This window comes from Serratia sp. CoH_122_TC_1, from assembly GCF_058191755.1.
In genome coordinates this window covers 170,274-189,073 of record NZ_JBXWLA010000005.1, presented here as the reverse complement: position 1 = coordinate 189,073, position 18,800 = coordinate 170,274, and the positions used below count along the sequence as shown (strand labels likewise).

The window sequence follows — 18,800 nt, the reverse complement described above, 5'->3', positions numbered from 1 at the left end:
CAAACAGTATTGCCCAATTGAAAAACGGCTTTTGTGATATCACTCAACTTTTAAATCTGTATGACAAGTTATTGTCTCGCCACCCAGTCGTTCATGCGGCGGGAATACGTCGGTGACGGACAGGCCGGCGCAGAACAACGAAAAGGGATCACCCCCTACACGCTGCTGCCATCTCGGCACTGCCTATTGAAGACTGGGAGACATTTCGGATGCGTAAAATTAAAGGGTTACGCTGGTACATGATCGGCTTGGTGACCATCGGCACCGTGCTGGGTTACCTGACCCGCAACGCCATTGCCGTCGCAGCACCGACGCTGGAAGGCACCTTACATATCACCACGCAGCAGTACTCATACATCGTCGCGGCCTATTCCGCCTGCTATACCCTGATGCAGCCAGTGGCGGGATACGTACTGGACGTTTTAGGGACCAAAGTGGGATACGCCATGTTCGCTATCCTGTGGGCCCTGTTTTGCATGGGCACCGCGCTCGCCAACAGTTGGGGTGGACTAGCGCTGGCACGCGGCGCCGTGGGTATGGCGGAAGCAGCGATGATCCCCGCCGGGCTGAAAGCCAGCAGCGAATGGTTCCCAGCCAAAGAACGATCCATTGCTGTGGGTTATTTTAACGTAGGTTCGTCGATCGGCGGCATGCTCGCCCCGCCGTTAGTGGTCTGGGCCATCGTTGCGCACAGCTGGGAAATGGCGTTTATCATCACCGGTGTGCTAAGCCTGATCTGGGCCATCTGTTGGCTGATTTTCTACAAACACCCGAAGGATCAGAAGAAACTCAGCAATGAAGAGCGCCATTACATCCTCAATGGCCAGGAGGCTCAACACCAAACCGATAATGCCAAGAAAATGTCTGCCTGGCAGATTGTGCGCAACCGCCAGTTCTGGGGCATCGCGCTCCCTCGATTTTTGGCGGAGCCTGCCTGGGGAACGTTCAATGCCTGGATCCCGCTATTCATGTTCAAAGCCTACGGTTTTAACCTGAAAGAGATCGCCATGTTTGCCTGGATGCCGATGCTGTTCGCCGATCTCGGCTGCATCGTTGGCGGATATCTGCCACCGTTTTTCCAAAAGCACTTTAAGGTGAACCTGATCGTGTCGCGCAAACTGGTGGTCACTCTGGGTGCGGTGCTCATGATTGGCCCCGGCATGATCGGTTTGTTCACGAGCCCTTATGCGGCTATCGCGCTGTTATGCGTCGGCGGTTTTGCTCATCAGGCACTGTCCGGGGCACTGATTACCCTGTCTTCTGACGTCTTTGGTCGCAACGAGGTCGCCACCGCCAATGGCCTGACCGGCATGGCTGCCTGGACCGCCAGCACGCTGTTTGCTCTGGTGGTCGGTGCATTGGCAGATACTCTGGGGTTCAGCCCATTGTTTGCAGCGCTGTCGGTATTCGATATTCTCGGCGCCATTGCTATCTGGACCCTCTTGCAAAATCGACCGGCAACCCCGCCGACAGAAGATGCCCTGCAACCGGAACCCGCACGCAGTTAATCCCGCCGCCCGGCCACCGCGCCGGGCGCTCCCTAGCCGTCACTGGTAGCTCCACCGGATAAGTGGTATAACAAATCTATGGTTATGCCCCCTCTCTACCCTAAGAGCATTCACTATGGAATTCACTGAAACCAGACGCCTGTACCAACAACTGGCCGCCGAGCTTAAGCAACGTATTGAGAGTGGCCGATACCCTGTGGGCGATAAACTGCCGGCCGAGCGTTACATTGCCGAAGAAATGAATGTCAGCCGTACCGTAGTGCGGGAAGCCATCATCATGCTGGAAGTGGAAGGCTACGTTGACGTACGCAAAGGCTCCGGGATCCACGTGATGTCCAACCAGCAGAAAAATCTGGTCGTGCCGGGCGACAGCATTGAGTTCGCCACCGCCGGCCCCTTTGAGCTTCTGCAGGCGCGCCAACTGATCGAAAGTAATATTGCGGAATTTGCGGCTACCCAAGTCACCAAGCAAGACATCGTTCAATTGATGGAGATTCAGGAGCAAGCCCGTAAGGAAGATCGCTTTCGTGATTCACAGTGGGATCTGAAATTCCACGTGCAGGTGGCGCTCGCTACCCAAAATACCGCCATGGCCACAATCGTAGAAAAAATGTGGGTGCAACGCGTCAATAACCCTTATTGGATCAAGCTGCATGAACACATCGACGATCGCTCAATTGCCAGTTGGTGTGACGATCACGATCAGATCCTTAAGGCGTTGATTCGCAAAGATCCCCATGCTGCCAAACTGGCCATGTGGCAACACCTGGAAAACACCAAGCAGATGCTGTTCAACGCCACCAGCGACGATTTCGAATATAACGCTGACCGCTATCTGTTCGCCGATAATCCGGTGGTGCATCTGGACAATGCAGCCGCAGAAAATAAATAGCCCAGGCGGTCAAAAATCGTCGGGTTATGTCAGGTATTGTAAAATCCGCTGAATCGATGCCTGAACCGCAGTTTGCCGTGTAGTATTTCACCGATGGCAACGTAGATTTCCCTGTTGCCAATCGTGCTATTTTGTTAGAGTTGAGCCACTTTTTTTACCCTCTGCTACGGGGCGGGACGCGAATAAATGCGCTGGTTGTTTGCCATGCTTATTGCTCTTTTCTGCTGGACCGGTTCGGTCTCCGGCCAAAAGCTATGCGCGACGACTCCCACAGCATTGAACAGTCAGCCATTGTTCGCTGATACAACGCTTTCCTCTTCTGACTTGGTTTACCAGTCACCTGCAGAACTGCGGCGCAAACCGCCCGGCAAGGTGCCGCTCCTGTTGCCGCGGGTGCATTCTTACCCCGGTTCATTGACAGCCTCAGCCCAATGGCTGCCGGTCTATACTCAGACCACAACCTTAGGCTACCGCACTCGGCTCCCGCGCCAGACCTCACCTGCGCTAAACCGGCTTGCCCAGGTCAATTGGGCACTGCACGCCCCGCAGCGGCAGAACAGGCTGGGTGGCTGGAAAGAAAGTAATATGCTTTACCGTGGCACGCTGACTTACCACTCTTGACCGGTGTCGCACCGATTAGAACCCACTAAAAAGCAACGCCGTTTCATCGTTACCAGCAGTCAGGATCGCCCGCGCGCTCTTCGCCCACTTCCGATCCGCCGCTGAGACACAAACAAACAATGACGTTTTAGGAACACCGGATGGACATCATTAAAGAACTGTTACATGCCTTATGGCAGCAGGATTTTGAGACGCTGGCGAACCCTTCGCTCGTGTGGACCCTCTACGTCCTGCTGTTTATGATCCTGTTCCTGGAAAATGGCCTGCTGCCCGCGGCGTTTCTGCCGGGCGACAGCTTGCTGATCCTGGTTGGCGTGTTGATCGCCAAAGGCACCATGAATTTCCCGCTCACCATTTTTATCCTGACCGTCGCCGCCAGCCTGGGGTGCTGGGTCAGCTACATACAAGGTAAGTGGCTCGGCAATACGCGAACGGTGCAGGGCTGGCTATCGCATCTGCCGGCGCACTATCACCAACGCGCGCATCAATTGTTCCACCGTCACGGACTTTCCGCCCTGTTGGTTGGTCGTTTCCTGGCGTTTGTCCGTACCCTGCTGCCAACCATTGCCGGCCTCTCCGGTTTGAGCAATGCGCGTTTCCAGTTCTTTAACTGGATGAGTGGCCTGCTGTGGGTGGTGATCCTGACGTCTCTGGGCTTTGCGTTGGGCAAGACTCCGGTGTTTCGCAAATATGAAGACCAGTTAATGTTCTGCCTGATGCTGCTGCCGTTAGTGTTACTGGTTGTCGGGCTGGTCGGCTCGTTGATTGTGCTGTGGCGTAAGAAACGCTCAGACAGCCAAAATCAGGGGAAAGGGGCGTGATGACAAAGCGCCCGCGCTGGCAGTATGTTCTGCTGATTGCGCTCGCTTTGCTGGCGCTCGCCACGCTCTTGGTGCCTTGCATGGTGCGCACTGAAAGCGAACTTCGCATTCGTGCTGGCCAGCAAGGCCTTTCGCTGCCCGACGGTTTTTATGTTTATCAGCGCTTGGATCAGCGTGGTATTCGCATCAAAAGCATTACCCCGGAGGGCGATGGTTTGGTGATTCGCTTGGACTCACCCGAACAACAATTGTTGGCACGTGAGGCACTGCAAACCATTCTGCCGCCGGGATACATTATCGCCCTGAGCGAATCCCCTGTTCCTACCCATTGGGTGCGTGAATTTGCGCGCGCCCCACTCAATCTGGGATAATACCCCTTCATATGAAGGGTTTTCCTTTCATATCGTCCGCAGCTCAATTAATCACCAATCAAGACTCAACTGTGGCGGATTCTTTGGGGTCTTCACGATTTATGGCTATGCTAAAGGTTAGCGTCAGTCAGCAGCGTAAGACTCCTGTCGCACTGCCTTTGTGGCAGTCTGGAACGGTGGATGTGTGCCAATGCATCCCATTAACAAGGAACTGATAGCATGAAATTACGCCAATCGATGTTACTGGCTCTCCCATTATTCGCCCTCCCTGCCCTGTCGTTTGCAGCAGAGGACGGCTGTGCCATCAAGGCACAAAATATTCAACAACAGATCGATTACGCTACCCAACACGGCAATACCCAGCGTGTTGCCGGTTTGAAGAAAGCGTTGAATGAAGTGCAAACCCATTGCACACCGGCCAGTCTGCAGGCCGATCGTCAGAAAAAAATTGACGAAAAACAACGCAAAGTGACTGAGCGTCAGCAAGAGCTGAAAGAAGCTCAGCAGACCGGCAATCTGGAAAAAGTCGCCAAGAAACAGAAAAAGCTGGCTGAAGCTCAAGCAGAGCTTAAGCAAGCCCAAGCGGAATAATTTTTTTACACCAGCGGATTTATCGCTGAGAGCCGCGTCATACGGGATTTTCATTGCATATAAAATGGATGCTTAGTGATATCAGCTACCCATCCGCCCTTTGCTCCGGCGAAAAAATCCGCTATGTTGAAAGTCTGTCGAAGTTAACGTTAAGGAATAATCACATGGCACATGATTCAAATGCAGAGAACTTACGCGCTGAACTTAAATCCTTAGCCGATACGTTGGAAGAAGTGTTGAACTCTTCCACCGATAAGCCAAAAGCAGAACTGGAAAAACTGCGTTCCAAAGCAGAAGGCGCATTGAAAGATACCCGCGCACGCCTGAGCGATGCTGGCGACAAAATTGCCTCTCAGACCAAACAGATCGCAGGTCAGGCCGACGATTACGTGCGTGATAATCCGTGGACCGGCATCGGTATCGGCGCTGCCGTTGGCGTGGTGTTGGGCGTTCTGCTCGCGCGTCGTTAATTATGGCTGAACAACCACAAGGCCGCGAGGGCCCCGCTAAAGGGGTCCTGGACATCGGGCAGCGCATCATCACTATTCTGGTCGGTATGGTGGAAACACGCGTACGACTGGCCGTGGTCGAGCTGGAAGAGGAGAAAGCCAACCTTATTCAGTTATTGATCATGGCCGGTATGACGCTGTTGTTCACGGCATTTGGCCTGATGAGCCTACTGATCCTGATATTCTGGGCTATCGATCCGGTTTACCGCTTGATCGCATTAGGTACCACCACTGGCGTACTGTTGTTCCTGGCCATTGTCGGCACCATTTGGACGCTGGTCAAAGCGCGGCGCTCTACGCTGCTTGGCGCTTCGCGCAAACAATTGGAAATAGACCGTTCCCAGTTGGAGGGTGAACAATGAATCGCCGCCGCTATCTGGAATGGAGGAAAGAGAAGCTGATTAACAAGATCCAGCAGCAAAGGCTGGATCTTGCTGACAACAAAACTCTGTGGCTGGAAAAGACCGAACGTATCGATCGCGGCTGGCAAACCATTTTTGGCCTGCGTAAATATCTGGTGGTCGGTTCAAGTGTGATGGCACTGTACGGTGTACGCCATCCCAGCAAGCTGATTCGCTGGTCTCGTCGCGCCTTTGCCGCAATTAGCACTATCCGATTGATCCAGAAAACCTTTTCCTCGAAATAACCTGTCTCACTTTCTTCAAAACTTCCGTTGTTAAGCCCGCCTTTTCACAGAAACATCACGTTTCTGTCGGTGAAGGTTGGGCAACATTCTGATTACCCTCCATTTGTTAGCAGGCTAAAGATTCAGTTTTTTTGAAAAAATACGACAGTTTTACTTGCTAACAAAGCATCCGCTTCCCGATTAACATTCACTCCATCGATACGAAACGGGCAGGACAGGGTCAGATACCCGGCATACCACCCACTGACATGAAAACGCCAAGACTGGCAAACAAAAATTACTTTGGAGTAGATGATGAAAAAATTAGAAGATACAGGTTTGCTGGTTGCTCGTATTCTGATGCCAATCCTGTTTATCGTGGCAGGCTACGGCAAAATGGGTGATGCCTATGCCGGTACCCAACAGTATATGCAATCGATGGGCGTCCCTGGCTTCTTGCTGCCATTGACCATTCTGCTGGAGTTTGGCGGCGGTCTGGCAATTCTGTTCGGCTTCCTGACCCGTACAGTGGCACTGTTCACCGCCGGTTTTACCATCCTGACTGCGCTGTTGTTCCATACTAACTTTGCAGAAGGCGTAAACCAGCTGATGTTCATGAAAAACCTGACCATCGCCGGCGGCTTCATCGTCCTGGCCGTAGCAGGCCCAGGCGGTTTCAGCATCGACCGCATTCTGAACAAAAAGTGGTAAGATTTTAAGACCGATTCAGGGTCCGGCATGCCGGACCCTTCTGCTTTTTTCACTCGGACACGAAGGAGATTCCCATGGGACAACTCGTCGATGGCGTTTGGCAAGACACCTGGTATGACACCTCATCTACCGGAGGCCGTTTCAAACGCTCAACCTCTCAGTTCCGCAATTGGGTGACCGCTGACGGTCAACCGGGCGAACACGGAGTCGGAGGTTTTAAAGCGGAGAAAGATCGTTATCACCTGTACGTTTCCCTCGCCTGCCCTTGGGCACACCGCACTCTGCTGATGCGCAAATTGAAAGGGCTCGAGCACATCATTCCCGTTTCCGTGGTGCATCCGCTGATGTTGCAAAACGGCTGGACCTTCGGCACCGACTTCCCGGAAGCGACAGGCGACAGCCTGTACCACTCGGATTTCCTCTACCAGCTTTACTTGCGCGCCGACAAACACTATACCGGCCGCGTGACGGTACCGGTGCTGTGGGATAAACAACAGCAAACCATCGTCAGTAACGAATCCGCCGATATCATCCGGATGTTCAACAGCGCATTTGATGGCGTAGGCGCACGTGCTGGCGATTACTACCCGGCAGAGCTACGCGGAAAAATCGATGAGTTAAACGGTTGGATTTACGATCAGGTCAATAACGGGGTGTACAAAGCGGGTTTTGCAACCAGCCAGGCAGCCTATGATGAAGCGGTAAACGGGGTATTTGATGGGCTCGCACGGTTGGAGCAAATATTGGGGCAACAACGCTATCTGACCGGTGAACGCCTTACCGAGGCTGACCTGCGCCTGTGGACCACGCTAGTGCGTTTCGATCCGGTGTATGTCACCCACTTTAAATGCGACAAACACCGCATCAGCGATTATCTCAACCTCTATGGCTTCCTGCGGGACATTTATCAGATGCCCGGCATTGCCGAAACGGTCAGTTTGCCGCACATCCGTAATCATTATTACCGCAGTCACGCCACCATCAATCCGCACGGTATTATTTCCATCGGCCCGGCACAGGATTTGGACGAACCCCATGGTCGGGACACGCGTTTCGGCTAAAACATTCCCCCTCGCCTTACCGGCGAGGGGGAATGAACTACTGTCGTTCCAACTGCGCAAACAGCCGCGGAATTTCGCGCAGGAACCAGGCTTTTGCCTCTCCCATGCTGTCACGCCGCCAAGCCATGATGATATCAGCCTCACGGCTGTATTCCGGCCCCACAACGCGCAGGCGCCCCTCTTCAATGTCCTTTTCGACCATCGGGTAAGGCATGGTCGCCACACCCAAGCCTGCCAGCAGGGCCAGACGCTTGTCTTCAATGGTGCTGACCGTCAGCCGCTGCTGTTTATCCAACAGTTGCACCGTCAATACCGGCCGTTCCCGGGCGGTATCCGCTACCGCAATACCGCGGTACTTCACTCGCGTCAATTCGGATAACGGCTCAGGCTCAAGGTGGATCGGGTGGTTCGGCGCGGCAACATATACGCTCATCACTTTGTACAGCTTACGGGTGTTGATTTCTGACGAGGCGCGGAAATGCATGTCCGGGGCGATAACGATATCGGCACGCCCCTGCTCCAGCCTTTCCCAGGCACCTGCCAGCACCTCGGTGAAAATTGACACCTGGGTATTCGCCTTTAGGGCCAATTTGTCGACCAGCGGAAATAACTTGCTCGGCGGCGACAGCGCTTCGCTGACGATCGTCAGATGGGTTTCCCAACCACGCGCCAAGGCTTCGGCATCCGTAGTCAGCTTGTCTGCGGCTTCCAACAGTACCCGACCACGCTCCAGCAACATGCGCCCAACATTGGTGAACTTAGTACGGTGACCGGAACGGTCGAACAGCACCACGTCCAATTCTTCTTCCAATTTTTGCATGGTGTAGCTGAGTGCCGACGGCACGCGCCCCAGCTCATCGGCTGCCGCAGCGAAGCTACCACGTCGGTCGATCGCATCCATAACCCTTAACGCTTCTAGCGTTAACGCCCGATCTCTGGCCATCGAATCTCTCTGTCAGGAAATTTGAATATGCCGACCAGATTAACTGGCTAACAATCCGGCGTCCAGATGCTTACCATCTTAATATACCCAATAGGTTTCTGGCGGCAGCGAGACAGTGGTCGAGATAAGCCAAAACAGCAGCAACCAGAACGATGAAGGGAAGAATAAATTTAGAGAGCCGATTGCCATGATTACATGCAGAACAGCACAACAATGCGGGCAAGCTGACTTTGGTTGGCTGCAGGCTCGCTACACCTTTTCTTTTGGACATTATTTCGATCCCAAGCTGATGGGCTACGCCTCACTACGGGTGCTGAATCAGGAGGTGCTGGCGCCAGGTGCGTCATTCCAGCCACGCACCTATCCCAATGTGGATATCCTGAATCTGATCTTGCAGGGGAAGGCCGAATACCGCGACAGCGACGGCAACACGGTGAATGCTCAGGCTGGTGAAGCCTTACTGTTGTCCACACAGCCTGGTCTGAGTTACAGCGAGCAGAACATCAGCAACGATACGCCACTGACCCGTTTGCAACTCTGGCTGGACGCCTGCCCAGAGCGCAGCAACGAGCGTGTACAGCGCCTGATGCTGCCAGAGGCCGGTCTGACGCTGCTGGCTTCGCCTGATGGCGCACAGGGCAGTCTGCAACTGCGCCAACAAGTGTGGATTCATCATTTGGATTTACAACCCGGCGAGCAGCAGACACTGGCGCTGAACGGACCGCGTGCCTATTTGCAGTCGATCCACGGCACCATTGAAGCCCATGGCGAACGTCACGACGGCCAACGGCTAACCTGCGGTGATGGAGCGTTTATCCATGAGGAAAACCGACTGACTATCCGCGCTAAAACGCCACTGCGCGCACTGTTGATCGATTTGCCGGTGTGAATGATCTTCTGAATGGAAAAAACCCCGCGTAACGCAAGTTACGCGGGGTTTTCTTTATAGAGGGAGTTGACCGGTAAGCCGGGTTCTGTCGTGGACAGTCATTCCTCTAGGCCAGCAATCGCTCACTGGCTCAAGCAGCCTACCCGGGTTCAGTACGGGCCGTACCATGTGAACCCCTATTTGGCCTTGCTCCGGGTGGAGTTTACCGTGCCACGAACTGTTGCCAGTCGCGCGGTGCGCTCTTACCGCACCCTTTCACCCTTACCTGATCCCGCTTGCGCGGGCCATCGGCGGTTTGCTCTCTGTTGCACTAGTCGTAGGCTTGCGCCTCCCAGGCGTTACCTGGCACCCTGCCCTATGGAGCCCGGACTTTCCTCCCCTCCACCTGTCTCCCCCGAAAGGGACGGCAGTGAAGCGGCGACTGTCTGGTCAACTCCGGCGCGGATAGTAGCGTCGTGCTCACGGCAGGTCAACCGCTTTACTGTTCTTGTTGCTCTAACGCGTACTTATACAACGCATTTTTCTTCACGCCGTGGATTTCTGCCGCCAGCGCTGCCGCTTTTTTCAATGGCAGTTCTTTTTGCAGCAATGCCAGCGTACGTAGCGCCTCCAGCGGTAATGCATCTTCCTGCACCTTGTGGCCTTCTACGATAAGCACCATTTCGCCGCGGCGACGGACTTCATCTTCCTGCACCCAGGCCAGTAGCTCACCAACCGGTGCGCCGGTGATCGATTCCCAGGTCTTGGTCAATTCACGCGCCAATACCACATAGCGTTGTGGCCCCCACACGGTCACCATGTCCTGCAAACTTTCCAACAACCGGTGAGTTGATTCGTAGAAAATCAACGTGCGCGGTTCCTCTGCCAGCGCCATCAGCGTATCCTTACGCCCCTTGGTTTTCGCCGGCAGGAACCCTTCGTAACAGAAACGGTCTGAAGCAAGGCCTGCGGCGCAGAGTGCGGTGGTTGCCGCGCAAGCCCCTGGCAAGGGGACGACCCGAATGCCGGCTTCACGACAACGGCGTACCAGGTGGTAGCCGGGATCGTTGATCAAGGGGGTACCTGCGTCGGAAACCAGCGCGATGCTCTGGCCTTCCTGCAATTTCGCCAGCAGTTGATCGGCTTTTTGCTGTTCGTTATGGTCGTGCAGCGCAAACAACCGCGCGCTAATCGCAAAGTGTTGCAGCAGCAACCCGGTATGGCGCGTGTCCTCGGCCGCAATCAGATCAACGCTTTTCAGTACCTCTAACGCACGATGGGTTATATCCCCTAAATTGCCGATTGGGGTGGGCACCACATACAGTGTTGATGCAGAAATGACTGATTGTTGGTGTTGATTCATTGTTTCATCCGAGTTGCCGATTTAATATTAAGCATCTTGAAAAAAACATCACTGGATACAGTATGCTTTCCTCAACATTCGTTCGTACCAAAGCAGGGCGTTCAAAGCCTGTCCGACTTACCGCAGTTATCGCGGCAGCTCTTTTCCTCGCAGGCTGCCCGAGTCAGGCCCCGCAGACGCCGCCCGCTAATATACAGGACGAAGCGAGCGCCAGTTCCGATTACTATCTGCAGCAGTTGCAGCAAAGCAGTAATGATAACAAGGCTGACTGGCAATTACTTGCTATTCGCGCGCTGTTACGCGAAGGGAAACTGCCGCAAGCCAGTGAACAACTGAACCAGCTGCCAAAAAACCTGAGCAACGTGCAGCAGACAGAACGCCAACTGCTGAGTGCTGAGCTCCAAGTGGCGAACAAAAGCTATGTCAGTGCCCGCAGTACATTAGGCCATCTGGATACCGGCTCGTTGTCAGCCAACCAGTTGGTACGCTTCTATCAGGCGCAGATCGCCGCCAATCAGGGCAAACCTTCCCTGCCGCTCATCCGTGCTTATATTGCACAAGAGCCCTTGCTGACCGGCAAAGCACACCAAACTAACCTGGATCAAACCTGGCAGGCATTGTTGCAGCTGACACCCCAGGATATGAACAGCCTGGTGATCAACGCCAATGAGAATGTGCTGCAAGGCTGGCTTGATCTATTGCGTGTTTATCAGGACAACAAACAGGATCCGGATCTACTGAAGGCAGGCATTAAAGACTGGCAAAACCGTTACCCGCAGAATCCGGCGGCAAAAACGTTGCCGACCCAATTAAACCAGGTGCTTAACTTTACCCAGGCGTCTACGTCAAAAATTGCGCTGCTGTTGCCGCTGAACGGCCAGGCTAAAGTGTTCGCCGACGCGATCCAAAAAGGTTTTGAAGCGGCGAAGAATGGCGTGACGTATTCGGCACCGGTGCAACAGCAGCAGCAACCTGTCAGTGCCCCCGATCAGGCACCTGCCCCAACGGACCAAAACGCCAATGGTGCGGTAAGCACCTCTGCACCGCCAGCTGAAGCTGCTCCGGTCACCGCCGCACAACCGTCTACAGCGTCCACTGCGCCTATTACGCCGCCACAAGCCGCTAATGCACAGATTAAGGTCTATGACACCACCAGCCAGCCACTGGCCGCGTTGTTGACGCAGGCACAGCAGGATGGCGCGACCCTAGTGGTCGGTCCGCTGCTGAAAGAAAATGTCGATCAGTTGGCCAGCAGCACGACGACGTTGAACGTACTGGCGCTCAATCAGCCGGAAACGCCGAAAGACAACCCAAATATTTGCTACTTCGCACTTTCACCGGAAGACGAAGCCCGTGATGCCGCACGCCACATCTGGGAACAGCAGAAACGGCAACCGCTGTTGCTGATCCCGCGCGGTGCCTTCGGCGATCGCGTTGCTAAAGCCTTTAATCAGGAGTGGCAGAAACTGGGTGGTCAGACCGTGTTGCAACAAAACATCGGGTCACCGGGTGAATTACGTCAGATGGTGAACAGCGGCGGCATTCGCATGTCCGGCACCCCCATCTCTGCGGCACCTGCGCCACAGGCGGTAACCATTGCCGGGCTGACCATTCCTGCACCGCCAAGCGACACGCCTGCAACCAGCGGTGGCGGCGTGGACGCGGTCTATATCGTAGCGACACAGTCTCAGCTGACACTGATCAAACCGATGATCGACATGGCTACCACCTCGCGCAGTAAGCCGGCCATGTACGCCAGCTCACGCAGCTACCAGGCCGGTGCCGGCCCGGACTTCCGTCTGGAAATGGAAGGTCTGCAGTTCAGCGACATTCCATTGTTGGCCGGTTCCAACCCGCAATTGTTGCAGCAGGCAAGCAGTCAGTTCCGTAGTGATTATTCGCTGGTACGTCTGTACGCAATGGGGATGGATGCCTGGACATTGTCCAACCACTTTGCTGAAATGCGCCAACTGCCTGGCTTCCAGGTCTCAGGCACGACGGGTGTGCTCACATCCTCACAAGGTTGTGTGATCAACCGAAAACTGCCTTGGCTGCAATACCGTCAGGGTATGGTCGTTCCGGTCTCTTGAGTCAACGCGCCACAGGGGCGGGCTATGAGTTACAAGCCCGCCACTATCTGGAACGCGCCGGGCTCACCTTCTTCGCCGCCAACGTGGCGGTGCGTGGCGGTGAGCTCGATCTCATCATGCGCGAGGGTAAAACCTGGGTGTTCGTAGAAGTCCGCTACCGCCGCAACGACACTTTTGGTGGTGCGGCAGCCAGCGTCACTTATCGTAAGCAACAACGGTTGTTGCATGCCGCCGCCGTTTGGTTGGCGGGGCGCGGAGCCAGTTTTGACACATCATCTTGCCGTTTTGATGTTTTGGCCATCACCGGTAGCCAGTTAGAATGGATACCCAACGCCTTCAATGCGGATTAAACATTATTTATACCCTATGGATTTCACGTTGCAGTTAGGCAACCTGCGCACTCATCCCAAGCGCTTACCAAAGGGTGAGTGAGTGCAGAGAACAACGCTACAGCTTGAAAAACGACGGGTATACCGGTGCCAAGTGGCCCTTTGACTGAGTGGATTAATACAACGTGCTGGATAGAATTAAAGCCTGTTTTACCGAAAGCATCCAAACCCAGATTGCGGCGGCGGAGGCTTTACCCGACGCCATTTCGCGAGCAGCGATGACGCTGGTCCAATCTTTACTTAACGGTAATAAAATTCTTTGTTGCGGTAATGGCACCTCGGCAGCCAACGCACAGCATTTCGCCGCCAGCATGATCAACCGCTTTGAAACCGAGCGCCCAAGCCTGCCGGCAATTGCTCTCAATGCCGATAACGTGGTGCTGACGGCGATCACTAACGATCGCCTGCACGATGAAGTTTATGCCAAGCAAGTCCGCGCGCTCGGCCATGCCGGCGACGTGTTGTTGGCAATTTCCACCCGCGGCAACAGCCGTGATATTGTAAAAGCAGTCGAAGCCGCAGTGACGCGTGATATGACCATTGTCGCGCTGACCGGTTACGACGGCGGTGAACTGGCCGGCTTGCTCGGTCAGCAGGATGTCGAAATCCGCATCCCCTCGCACCGCAGTGCACGCATTCAGGAAATGCATATGCTCACCGTAAATTGCCTATGCGACCTGATAGATAGTACGTTGTTTCCCCACCAGGACGATTAAGGAACTGAGATGAAGCTGAAAGCCACATTTGCAGTGCTGTCCAGCGCCCTGCTGTTACAAGGTTGTATTGCAGGCGTTGTCGTTGGCAGCGCCGCTGTTGCCACCAAAACCGCCACCGACCCACGTAGCGTGGGTACTCAGGTAGACGACGGCACGCTGGAAGCCCGGGTTGAGAACGCCCTAAGTAAAGATCAGCAGTTGAAAAAAGATGCCCGCGTCGTCGCAACGGCTTACCAGGGTAAAGTGTTATTGACGGGTCAGGCGCCAAGCACCGATCTGGCCGCACGCGCCAAACAAATCGCGATGGGTGTTGAAGGTACGACTGAAGTGTATAACGAGATCCGCCAAGGTACCCCGGTCAGCCTGAGCACGGCCTCTTCCGATACCTGGATCACCACCAAGGTACGTTCACAGCTGCTCACCAGCGATACGGTGAAGTCATCGAATGTGAAAGTCACCACAGAAAACGGTGAAGTGTTCCTGCTGGGCCTGGTGACACCACAAGAAGGGCAGTCAGCGGCACAAATCGCCAGCCAGGTGAGCGGTGTGAAACACGTCACCACGGCCTTTACTTCAGTGAAATAACCCGCAGCGCCGGATAAGGCACTTGCCTTTATCCGGCACGTTAATCCAGATTATTCTCTTTCAAAAACGCGTCCCCGCCCAGTTGGCGCATCTGGCGCATAATCCATTGCTGCCGTTGTATCACGTAACCCGAAGGGGCATTCGCCTTGAAACGGTGCGGGTTCGGCAATACCGCTGCCAGCAATGCAGCCTCTGATGCGGTCAGCCGCTTGGCCGGTTTATTGAAGAAACGTTGTGATGCCTCCTCCACACCGAAAATACCGTCGCCGAACTCGACGATATTCAGGTACACCGTCAAGATACGCCGCTTGGTCCATACCAGCTCAATACCCGATGTCAGCCCGGCCTCAAGCCCTTTGCGCAACCAGCTGCGGCCATCCCACAAAAACAGGTTCTTGGCAGTTTGCTGCGACAGCGTAGAGGCACCGCGGATGCGCGTCGGGCGCTTCTCGTTGTGGCTGAACGCCTTTTCTATCGCCGCCACGTCAAAACCCCAGTGGTCAGGGAATTTCTGATCTTCGGCTGCCATCACCGCCAGCGCCATCTGCGGGGAAATATCGTCCATCGACACCCAGTCGGAGTGTGCCACGTAGCTAAAATCCCCCCTCAACCAGGCCCCCACCTGCCGTTCCACCATGACGGAAGAAAAAGGCACTGGCAGGAAAGCAAAGGCGACAATCCCTAATAGCCACACCCCGACCAGAACAAGAAGTCCACGTTTCAGCCAAAACCCCAGCCGGGATAAAATCGATTTTCCCGCAGACTTTCTCATTCAGCCAAATCCAGCACCCGTGAAACCAGCTTATCAATCCCGCTGGCTGCTTCACCGATAGATTTCGCCAGCATATAGGCCGGTGTCGTTACCACTTTGTTTTCACTGTCCACCACGATGTCATCGACTGGGCAAATCACCGGTTCACCGCCCATGGCATCAATCACTTCACCCAGGTCTGGATCGTTGCCAATGGTCAGCCGCACTTGTTGATCCAGCAACTTTGGCAGCAACGCAGGGGCAATGCACATAAAACCGATTGGTTTATTTGCCTTATGCATTTGCTGCGTTAACTTAACCAAATCCTTATCAATCCAGCATCCCGCGCCTTCGCTTGCAAAACTGCTGAGGTTCTTCGCGGCACCAAATCCACCTGGGACGATCAGGGCGTCCAACTGACTGGCATCGGCGTGTGAAAGCGGACGGACCTCGCCTCGGGCAATGCGTGCTGACTCCACTAAAACATTGCGCTGCTCTGGTGCTTCATCGCCAGATAAGTGATTAATAACATGAAGTTGAGGTTTATCAGGCGCAAAGCACACTGCTTTCGCCCCCGCGCGGTCCAACGCCAACAGTGTCAGAACGGCTTCATGGATCTCCGTACCGTCATAAACCCCGCAGCCACTTAGCACTACACCCACGTTTTTCATCACCCTTCCTCCTGTCGATACTGTCAACTGGTTAGTGCTCGGAGTAGACAAACACTAATCTACATCACACATTTTAATGAATCTTCTAACAAGAGCGCTTACATTTGCTATGTTGTTGGCTGTATGATGTTTAGGAATTCTCTACAACCTGCTCGACCAGAACATGAAATCCAATACGCAGGTTCACAATTTCCCTGGTGTTGGCGCAATATTCGCGCACCCCGGCTTAGGTCGGGGTCATTTTTTTTCAGCGTTCGCTACCCATTCCCGCAGCACTTGCACATCGTTACGCCATTCCTGTTTCAGTTCATCAACCCAGTCCTGCACATTATCCCACCATGCCGGCAGCGTTGGCGTTTGGATTTGCTGGGCAAGCTGTTGCAGATGACGTAAACCCACCGAACCCGCCGCACCTTTAATTTTATGCGCCTCTTCTGTGATGCCTTTCTGATCGCGCGCCGTCATATTGGAGTCCAGCACCGCCAGATAACCTGGCATCATCTGCTCAAACATCTCCAGGCTTTGATGAATCAACTGCGGCCCCACCAGGTCCATATACTGTTCCAGCACGGTGGTATCCAGTAACGACTCATTAATCTGCATCGTCTTTTGCTCCGTTTTCTTTGTGGTGTGAGAGGATTGGTGATCCCAGTAATGTTTAATGACTTTGGTCAACGCCGGTACCGACAATGGCTTACTCAGCACGTCGTCCATTCCTGCGTCGAGGTACTCTTTTTTGTCTTTCAGCACGTTGGCCGTCAACGCCACCAAGGGGGGTAGTGCCTGCCCGGCATAGCGCTCACGCAGTATCCGAGCGATATCCAGCCCGGTCATGTCCGGCAGTTGGATATCCAGTAACACCAGATCGAACTCGTCCGGATCAAACATCGCCAGCGCATCCTGGCCATTCATCGCGACTTCTACGCTGTTACCCAGTTTCTCCAGCACTGAACGTGCCACAATCACATTCAGTTCAATATCTTCCACCAGCAGGATATGCAGAGCCGGCAATGGCAGTGCTTCTTCGGCCGGTGTTTCGTTTTCCGCTTCCTGTACCCCTGGCGCCTTAATGGACAACGTGAAGCAAGAACCGTGCCCCTGTACGCTGCTGACGGTAATATCACCGCCCATGCTCTGCGCCAGCCGCTTGGAAACCGCCAGTCCAATGCCGGTACCGGTCGCCGGGCGACCGCCATGCTGATCCTTCACCTGATAATACATAGCGAAAATCTTGTCTTGTTCGTCCTGAGGAATCCCCATACCGGAGTCTTCAACCTCAAACACCAACCGATCCTGTTCCTCGCGCCGCACGCGCACCACGATCCGCCCTTGCGGGGTGAATTTGACCGCATTGCCGATCAGGTTCCACAAGATTTGCCGCAGGCGGGTACCGTCAGTGATGATTTGTTGCGGCAGCGGTTGCTGCGGCTCCATCACAAATTGCAGCCCTTTCGGTTGTGCCAGCAGGCCAGAGAGGTTTTCCAGGTCGGCGAGGAAACCGGTGAAATCTACCGGTTGGTTGTCGAGCTGCACTTTGCGCCGCTCAAGCTTGTCCATCTCGATAATGTCATTGAAGATATTGCCCAGCGTAATGGCGCTGACATGGATGGTTTTGAGGTACTTCAGCTGTTCGTCGTTTAAATCGGTATCGAGCAGAATGCGGCTTAAGCCAACAATGCCATTAAGCGGCGTACGAAGCTCGTGGCTGATTGTTGAGATGAAGGTGGTCTTGTCCCTACTGGCGTTCTCCAGCGCGTCCTGGTAGCGCTTACGCTCGGTTATATCGCGGCCAAAGCCCATAAGCCCGTGACGTTTACCCACTCGGTCGTAAAACGGGACCTTACGCAATTCAAAACAGGCCTTGCGCCCGTCCGGATAAACCAGCCACTGTTCATAAGTCAGGGAGACGTTGTGACGGAATACTTTTTCGTCGGTTTCTATCACTTTCTCGGCAATTTCCTGGCCGTAAACATCAAACGGCGTTAGCCCAATCAGCTGTTTTTCGCTTTTGCCGGTCAACAGCTCCATTGCCCGGTTACAGCCGGAGAACTCTTTGTCTTCGTTGCGGTAATACACCAGGTCAGGTGAGGCATCGAGGAATGAACGTAACAGTGCCGACTGCTGACCCAGTTCGATCTGCGCTAACTCACGCTGTTCCATCTCTTCGGTCAGCTTGTCCATCACCTGCTGGCGTTCTTCTTCTGCCTTGATACGGTCGGCGATTTCCTGATTCAGTTGGCTGATGTTGTCCTTAAGCTGTTGATTAAGCTCGAGGTCGCGGTGGCGCATTTCTTCCAGCTTATCAACCAGCCGCGCCAGACGCTGGCGTGACTCCTCAAGCTGTTCGACCACCACAGACAGAAAGTAAACCGCCCACGGCGTAATCAATAGACCGAAGAAAATTGAGCGCACCACGTCAATGCTTTCTACTTCGCCACGCAGCAGCATGGTCACCGCCATCTGCACCACCATCGCCAGCACCACCAATGCCGACGCCAGCAGCAGCGAAAAACGCACTAGCCCCAGTTTTACCATTAAATCAACGTAGTACTGGGCTAACACCCTGATTTGCTTCATAGCGGCTCCCATCAGACATAATCTTTTGAATCATACCGCAAATTTTTCCGCCGTGTCTGAGAGTCAAGTCCTGCTAACGGAAAATAGCGGCGTCTGGCGTGCAAAAGGCAGTTCATCGCCCTGCCGCAGTCCAAAAC

General features: G+C 54.3%; 21 protein-coding genes and 1 other RNA gene. 16 read left to right on the top strand and 6 right to left on the bottom strand.

Going from position 1 to position 18,800, the window contains the following annotated elements; all coding sequences use genetic code 11:
• Positions 1-209 precede the first annotated feature (209 nt).
• From AC2FC2_RS08490 to AC2FC2_RS08440, 11 genes are all read left to right on the top strand, one after another.
• Positions 210-1,508, top strand: a complete 1,299-nt coding sequence (locus tag AC2FC2_RS08490; protein ID WP_209637201.1) for an MFS transporter — start codon at positions 210-212, stop codon at positions 1,506-1,508.
• 115 nt (positions 1,509-1,623) lie between these two features.
• On the top strand, positions 1,624-2,400 hold the full coding sequence (exuR, locus tag AC2FC2_RS08485; protein ID WP_265555910.1) for a transcriptional regulator ExuR: 777 nt from the start codon (positions 1,624-1,626) through the stop codon (positions 2,398-2,400).
• A gap of 186 nt (positions 2,401-2,586) precedes the next feature.
• Positions 2,587-3,021: a hypothetical protein gene (locus AC2FC2_RS08480; RefSeq protein WP_490659069.1), complete on the top strand. Its 435-nt coding sequence runs from the start codon at positions 2,587-2,589 to the stop codon at positions 3,019-3,021.
• A gap of 140 nt (positions 3,022-3,161) precedes the next feature.
• Positions 3,162-3,842, top strand: a complete 681-nt coding sequence (locus AC2FC2_RS08475; RefSeq protein WP_037416416.1) for a DedA family protein — start codon at positions 3,162-3,164, stop codon at positions 3,840-3,842.
• Positions 3,842-4,213 carry an EnvZ/OmpR regulon moderator MzrA gene (mzrA, locus tag AC2FC2_RS08470; RefSeq protein WP_061807841.1) on the top strand — a complete coding sequence of 124 codons (372 nt, stop codon included), beginning with the start codon at positions 3,842-3,844 and terminating at the stop codon, positions 4,211-4,213. Before AC2FC2_RS08475 ends, mzrA begins: the two co-directional genes overlap by 1 nt.
• A 219-nt stretch (positions 4,214-4,432) precedes the next feature.
• Positions 4,433-4,804 carry a DUF1090 domain-containing protein gene (locus tag AC2FC2_RS08465; protein ID WP_209637195.1) on the top strand — a complete coding sequence of 124 codons (372 nt, stop codon included), beginning with the start codon at positions 4,433-4,435 and terminating at the stop codon, positions 4,802-4,804.
• A gap of 164 nt (positions 4,805-4,968) precedes the next feature.
• On the top strand, positions 4,969-5,274 hold the full coding sequence (locus tag AC2FC2_RS08460; RefSeq protein ID WP_037416411.1) for an ElaB/YgaM/YqjD family protein: 306 nt from the start codon (positions 4,969-4,971) through the stop codon (positions 5,272-5,274).
• 2 nt (positions 5,275-5,276) lie between these two features.
• Positions 5,277-5,675 carry a phage holin family protein gene (locus AC2FC2_RS08455; protein WP_061807840.1) on the top strand — a complete coding sequence of 133 codons (399 nt, stop codon included), beginning with the start codon at positions 5,277-5,279 and terminating at the stop codon, positions 5,673-5,675.
• Positions 5,672-5,959, top strand: a complete 288-nt coding sequence (locus AC2FC2_RS08450) for a YqjK-like family protein (RefSeq protein ID WP_209637192.1) — start codon at positions 5,672-5,674, stop codon at positions 5,957-5,959. The genes AC2FC2_RS08455 and AC2FC2_RS08450 overlap by 4 nt, the downstream gene beginning before the upstream one ends.
• Before the next feature lie 294 nt (positions 5,960-6,253).
• Entirely contained in the window at positions 6,254-6,649 is a 396-nt protein-coding gene (locus AC2FC2_RS08445) for a DoxX family protein (RefSeq protein WP_099062123.1), read from the top strand.
• A gap of 74 nt (positions 6,650-6,723) precedes the next feature.
• A complete protein-coding gene (locus tag AC2FC2_RS08440; RefSeq protein ID WP_265555906.1) occupies positions 6,724-7,710 on the top strand; it encodes a glutathione S-transferase family protein in 987 nt (328 codons plus the stop codon).
• A 37-nt stretch (positions 7,711-7,747) separates the two neighbouring features.
• Here AC2FC2_RS08440 and AC2FC2_RS08435 read toward each other — a convergent pair whose 3' ends face one another.
• Positions 7,748-8,653, bottom strand: a complete 906-nt coding sequence (locus AC2FC2_RS08435) for a LysR family transcriptional regulator (RefSeq protein ID WP_037416398.1) — start codon at positions 8,651-8,653, stop codon at positions 7,748-7,750.
• Between the two features lie 187 nt (positions 8,654-8,840).
• Here AC2FC2_RS08435 and AC2FC2_RS08430 point away from each other — a divergent pair, with 187 nt between their 5' ends.
• A complete protein-coding gene (locus AC2FC2_RS08430; protein WP_209637188.1) occupies positions 8,841-9,542 on the top strand; it encodes a pirin family protein in 702 nt (233 codons plus the stop codon).
• Between the two features lie 58 nt (positions 9,543-9,600).
• Here the strand turns inward: AC2FC2_RS08430 and rnpB are convergent.
• Positions 9,601-9,979: RNase P RNA component class A (rnpB, locus tag AC2FC2_RS08425), an RNA gene on the bottom strand.
• 41 nt (positions 9,980-10,020) lie between these two features.
• The gene (gene rsmI / locus AC2FC2_RS08420; RefSeq protein WP_037416395.1) at positions 10,021-10,884 is read right to left on the bottom strand and encodes a 16S rRNA (cytidine(1402)-2'-O)-methyltransferase; all 864 of its coding nucleotides are present in this window, start codon (positions 10,882-10,884) and stop codon (positions 10,021-10,023) included.
• 62 nt (positions 10,885-10,946) lie between these two features.
• On the opposite strand from rsmI, the gene AC2FC2_RS08415 reads away from it, so the two are divergent.
• The 4 genes from AC2FC2_RS08415 to dolP all read left to right on the top strand — a co-directional run bounded on the left by AC2FC2_RS08415 (position 10,947) and on the right by dolP (position 14,664).
• Positions 10,947-12,974 carry a penicillin-binding protein activator gene (locus AC2FC2_RS08415; RefSeq protein ID WP_490659068.1) on the top strand — a complete coding sequence of 676 codons (2,028 nt, stop codon included), beginning with the start codon at positions 10,947-10,949 and terminating at the stop codon, positions 12,972-12,974.
• Complete coding sequence (locus tag AC2FC2_RS08410) at positions 12,971-13,324, top strand: YraN family protein (RefSeq protein ID WP_209637183.1); 354 nt, start codon at positions 12,971-12,973, stop codon at positions 13,322-13,324. Before AC2FC2_RS08415 ends, AC2FC2_RS08410 begins: the two co-directional genes overlap by 4 nt.
• 164 nt (positions 13,325-13,488) lie before the next feature.
• Positions 13,489-14,079 (top strand): DnaA initiator-associating protein DiaA, encoded by a 591-nt coding sequence (gene diaA / locus AC2FC2_RS08405; RefSeq protein ID WP_037416387.1) that lies wholly within the window; start codon positions 13,489-13,491, stop codon positions 14,077-14,079.
• A 9-nt stretch (positions 14,080-14,088) separates the two neighbouring features.
• Entirely contained in the window at positions 14,089-14,664 is a 576-nt protein-coding gene (gene dolP / locus AC2FC2_RS08400; protein WP_037416385.1) for a division/outer membrane stress-associated lipid-binding lipoprotein, read from the top strand.
• A 40-nt stretch (positions 14,665-14,704) separates the two neighbouring features.
• Here the strand turns inward: dolP and mtgA are convergent, their stop codons facing one another.
• The 3 genes from mtgA to arcB form a co-directional block, all read right to left on the bottom strand.
• The gene (gene mtgA, locus AC2FC2_RS08395) at positions 14,705-15,436 is read right to left on the bottom strand and encodes a monofunctional biosynthetic peptidoglycan transglycosylase (protein WP_209637181.1); all 732 of its coding nucleotides are present in this window, start codon (positions 15,434-15,436) and stop codon (positions 14,705-14,707) included.
• Positions 15,433-16,086: an isoprenoid biosynthesis glyoxalase ElbB gene (gene elbB / locus AC2FC2_RS08390; protein ID WP_404760519.1), complete on the bottom strand. Its 654-nt coding sequence runs from the start codon at positions 16,084-16,086 to the stop codon at positions 15,433-15,435. Before elbB ends, mtgA begins: the two co-directional genes overlap by 4 nt.
• A 237-nt stretch (positions 16,087-16,323) precedes the next feature.
• A complete protein-coding gene (gene arcB / locus AC2FC2_RS08385; protein WP_209637177.1) occupies positions 16,324-18,663 on the bottom strand; it encodes an aerobic respiration two-component sensor histidine kinase ArcB in 2,340 nt (779 codons plus the stop codon).
• Positions 18,664-18,800 lie beyond the last annotated feature (137 nt).

What these genes read in the sequence shown, in the direction of transcription:
- AC2FC2_RS08490 (WP_209637201.1), top strand. Translation starts at nt 210, where the DNA reads ATGCGTAAAATTAAAGGGTTACGCTGGTACATGATCGGCTTGGTGACC.
- exuR (WP_265555910.1), top strand. Translation starts at nt 1,624, where the DNA reads ATGGAATTCACTGAAACCAGACGCCTGTACCAACAACTGGCCGCCGAG.
- AC2FC2_RS08480 (WP_490659069.1), top strand. Translation starts at nt 2,587, where the DNA reads ATGCGCTGGTTGTTTGCCATGCTTATTGCTCTTTTCTGCTGGACCGGT.
- AC2FC2_RS08475 (WP_037416416.1), top strand. Translation starts at nt 3,162, where the DNA reads ATGGACATCATTAAAGAACTGTTACATGCCTTATGGCAGCAGGATTTT.
- mzrA (WP_061807841.1), top strand. Translation starts at nt 3,842, where the DNA reads ATGACAAAGCGCCCGCGCTGGCAGTATGTTCTGCTGATTGCGCTCGCT.
- AC2FC2_RS08465 (WP_209637195.1), top strand. Translation starts at nt 4,433, where the DNA reads ATGAAATTACGCCAATCGATGTTACTGGCTCTCCCATTATTCGCCCTC.
- AC2FC2_RS08460 (WP_037416411.1), top strand. Translation starts at nt 4,969, where the DNA reads ATGGCACATGATTCAAATGCAGAGAACTTACGCGCTGAACTTAAATCC.
- AC2FC2_RS08455 (WP_061807840.1), top strand. Translation starts at nt 5,277, where the DNA reads ATGGCTGAACAACCACAAGGCCGCGAGGGCCCCGCTAAAGGGGTCCTG.
- AC2FC2_RS08450 (WP_209637192.1), top strand. Translation starts at nt 5,672, where the DNA reads ATGAATCGCCGCCGCTATCTGGAATGGAGGAAAGAGAAGCTGATTAAC.
- AC2FC2_RS08445 (WP_099062123.1), top strand. Translation starts at nt 6,254, where the DNA reads ATGAAAAAATTAGAAGATACAGGTTTGCTGGTTGCTCGTATTCTGATG.
- AC2FC2_RS08440 (WP_265555906.1), top strand. Translation starts at nt 6,724, where the DNA reads ATGGGACAACTCGTCGATGGCGTTTGGCAAGACACCTGGTATGACACC.
- AC2FC2_RS08435 (WP_037416398.1), bottom strand. Translation starts at nt 8,653, where the DNA reads ATGGCCAGAGATCGGGCGTTAACGCTAGAAGCGTTAAGGGTTATGGAT.
- AC2FC2_RS08430 (WP_209637188.1), top strand. Translation starts at nt 8,841, where the DNA reads ATGATTACATGCAGAACAGCACAACAATGCGGGCAAGCTGACTTTGGT.
- rsmI (WP_037416395.1), bottom strand. Translation starts at nt 10,884, where the DNA reads ATGAATCAACACCAACAATCAGTCATTTCTGCATCAACACTGTATGTG.
- AC2FC2_RS08415 (WP_490659068.1), top strand. Translation starts at nt 10,947, where the DNA reads ATGCTTTCCTCAACATTCGTTCGTACCAAAGCAGGGCGTTCAAAGCCT.
- dolP (WP_037416385.1), top strand. Translation starts at nt 14,089, where the DNA reads ATGAAGCTGAAAGCCACATTTGCAGTGCTGTCCAGCGCCCTGCTGTTA.
- mtgA (WP_209637181.1), bottom strand. Translation starts at nt 15,436, where the DNA reads ATGAGAAAGTCTGCGGGAAAATCGATTTTATCCCGGCTGGGGTTTTGG.
- elbB (WP_404760519.1), bottom strand. Translation starts at nt 16,086, where the DNA reads ATGAAAAACGTGGGTGTAGTGCTAAGTGGCTGCGGGGTTTATGACGGT.
- arcB (WP_209637177.1), bottom strand. Translation starts at nt 18,663, where the DNA reads ATGAAGCAAATCAGGGTGTTAGCCCAGTACTACGTTGATTTAATGGTA.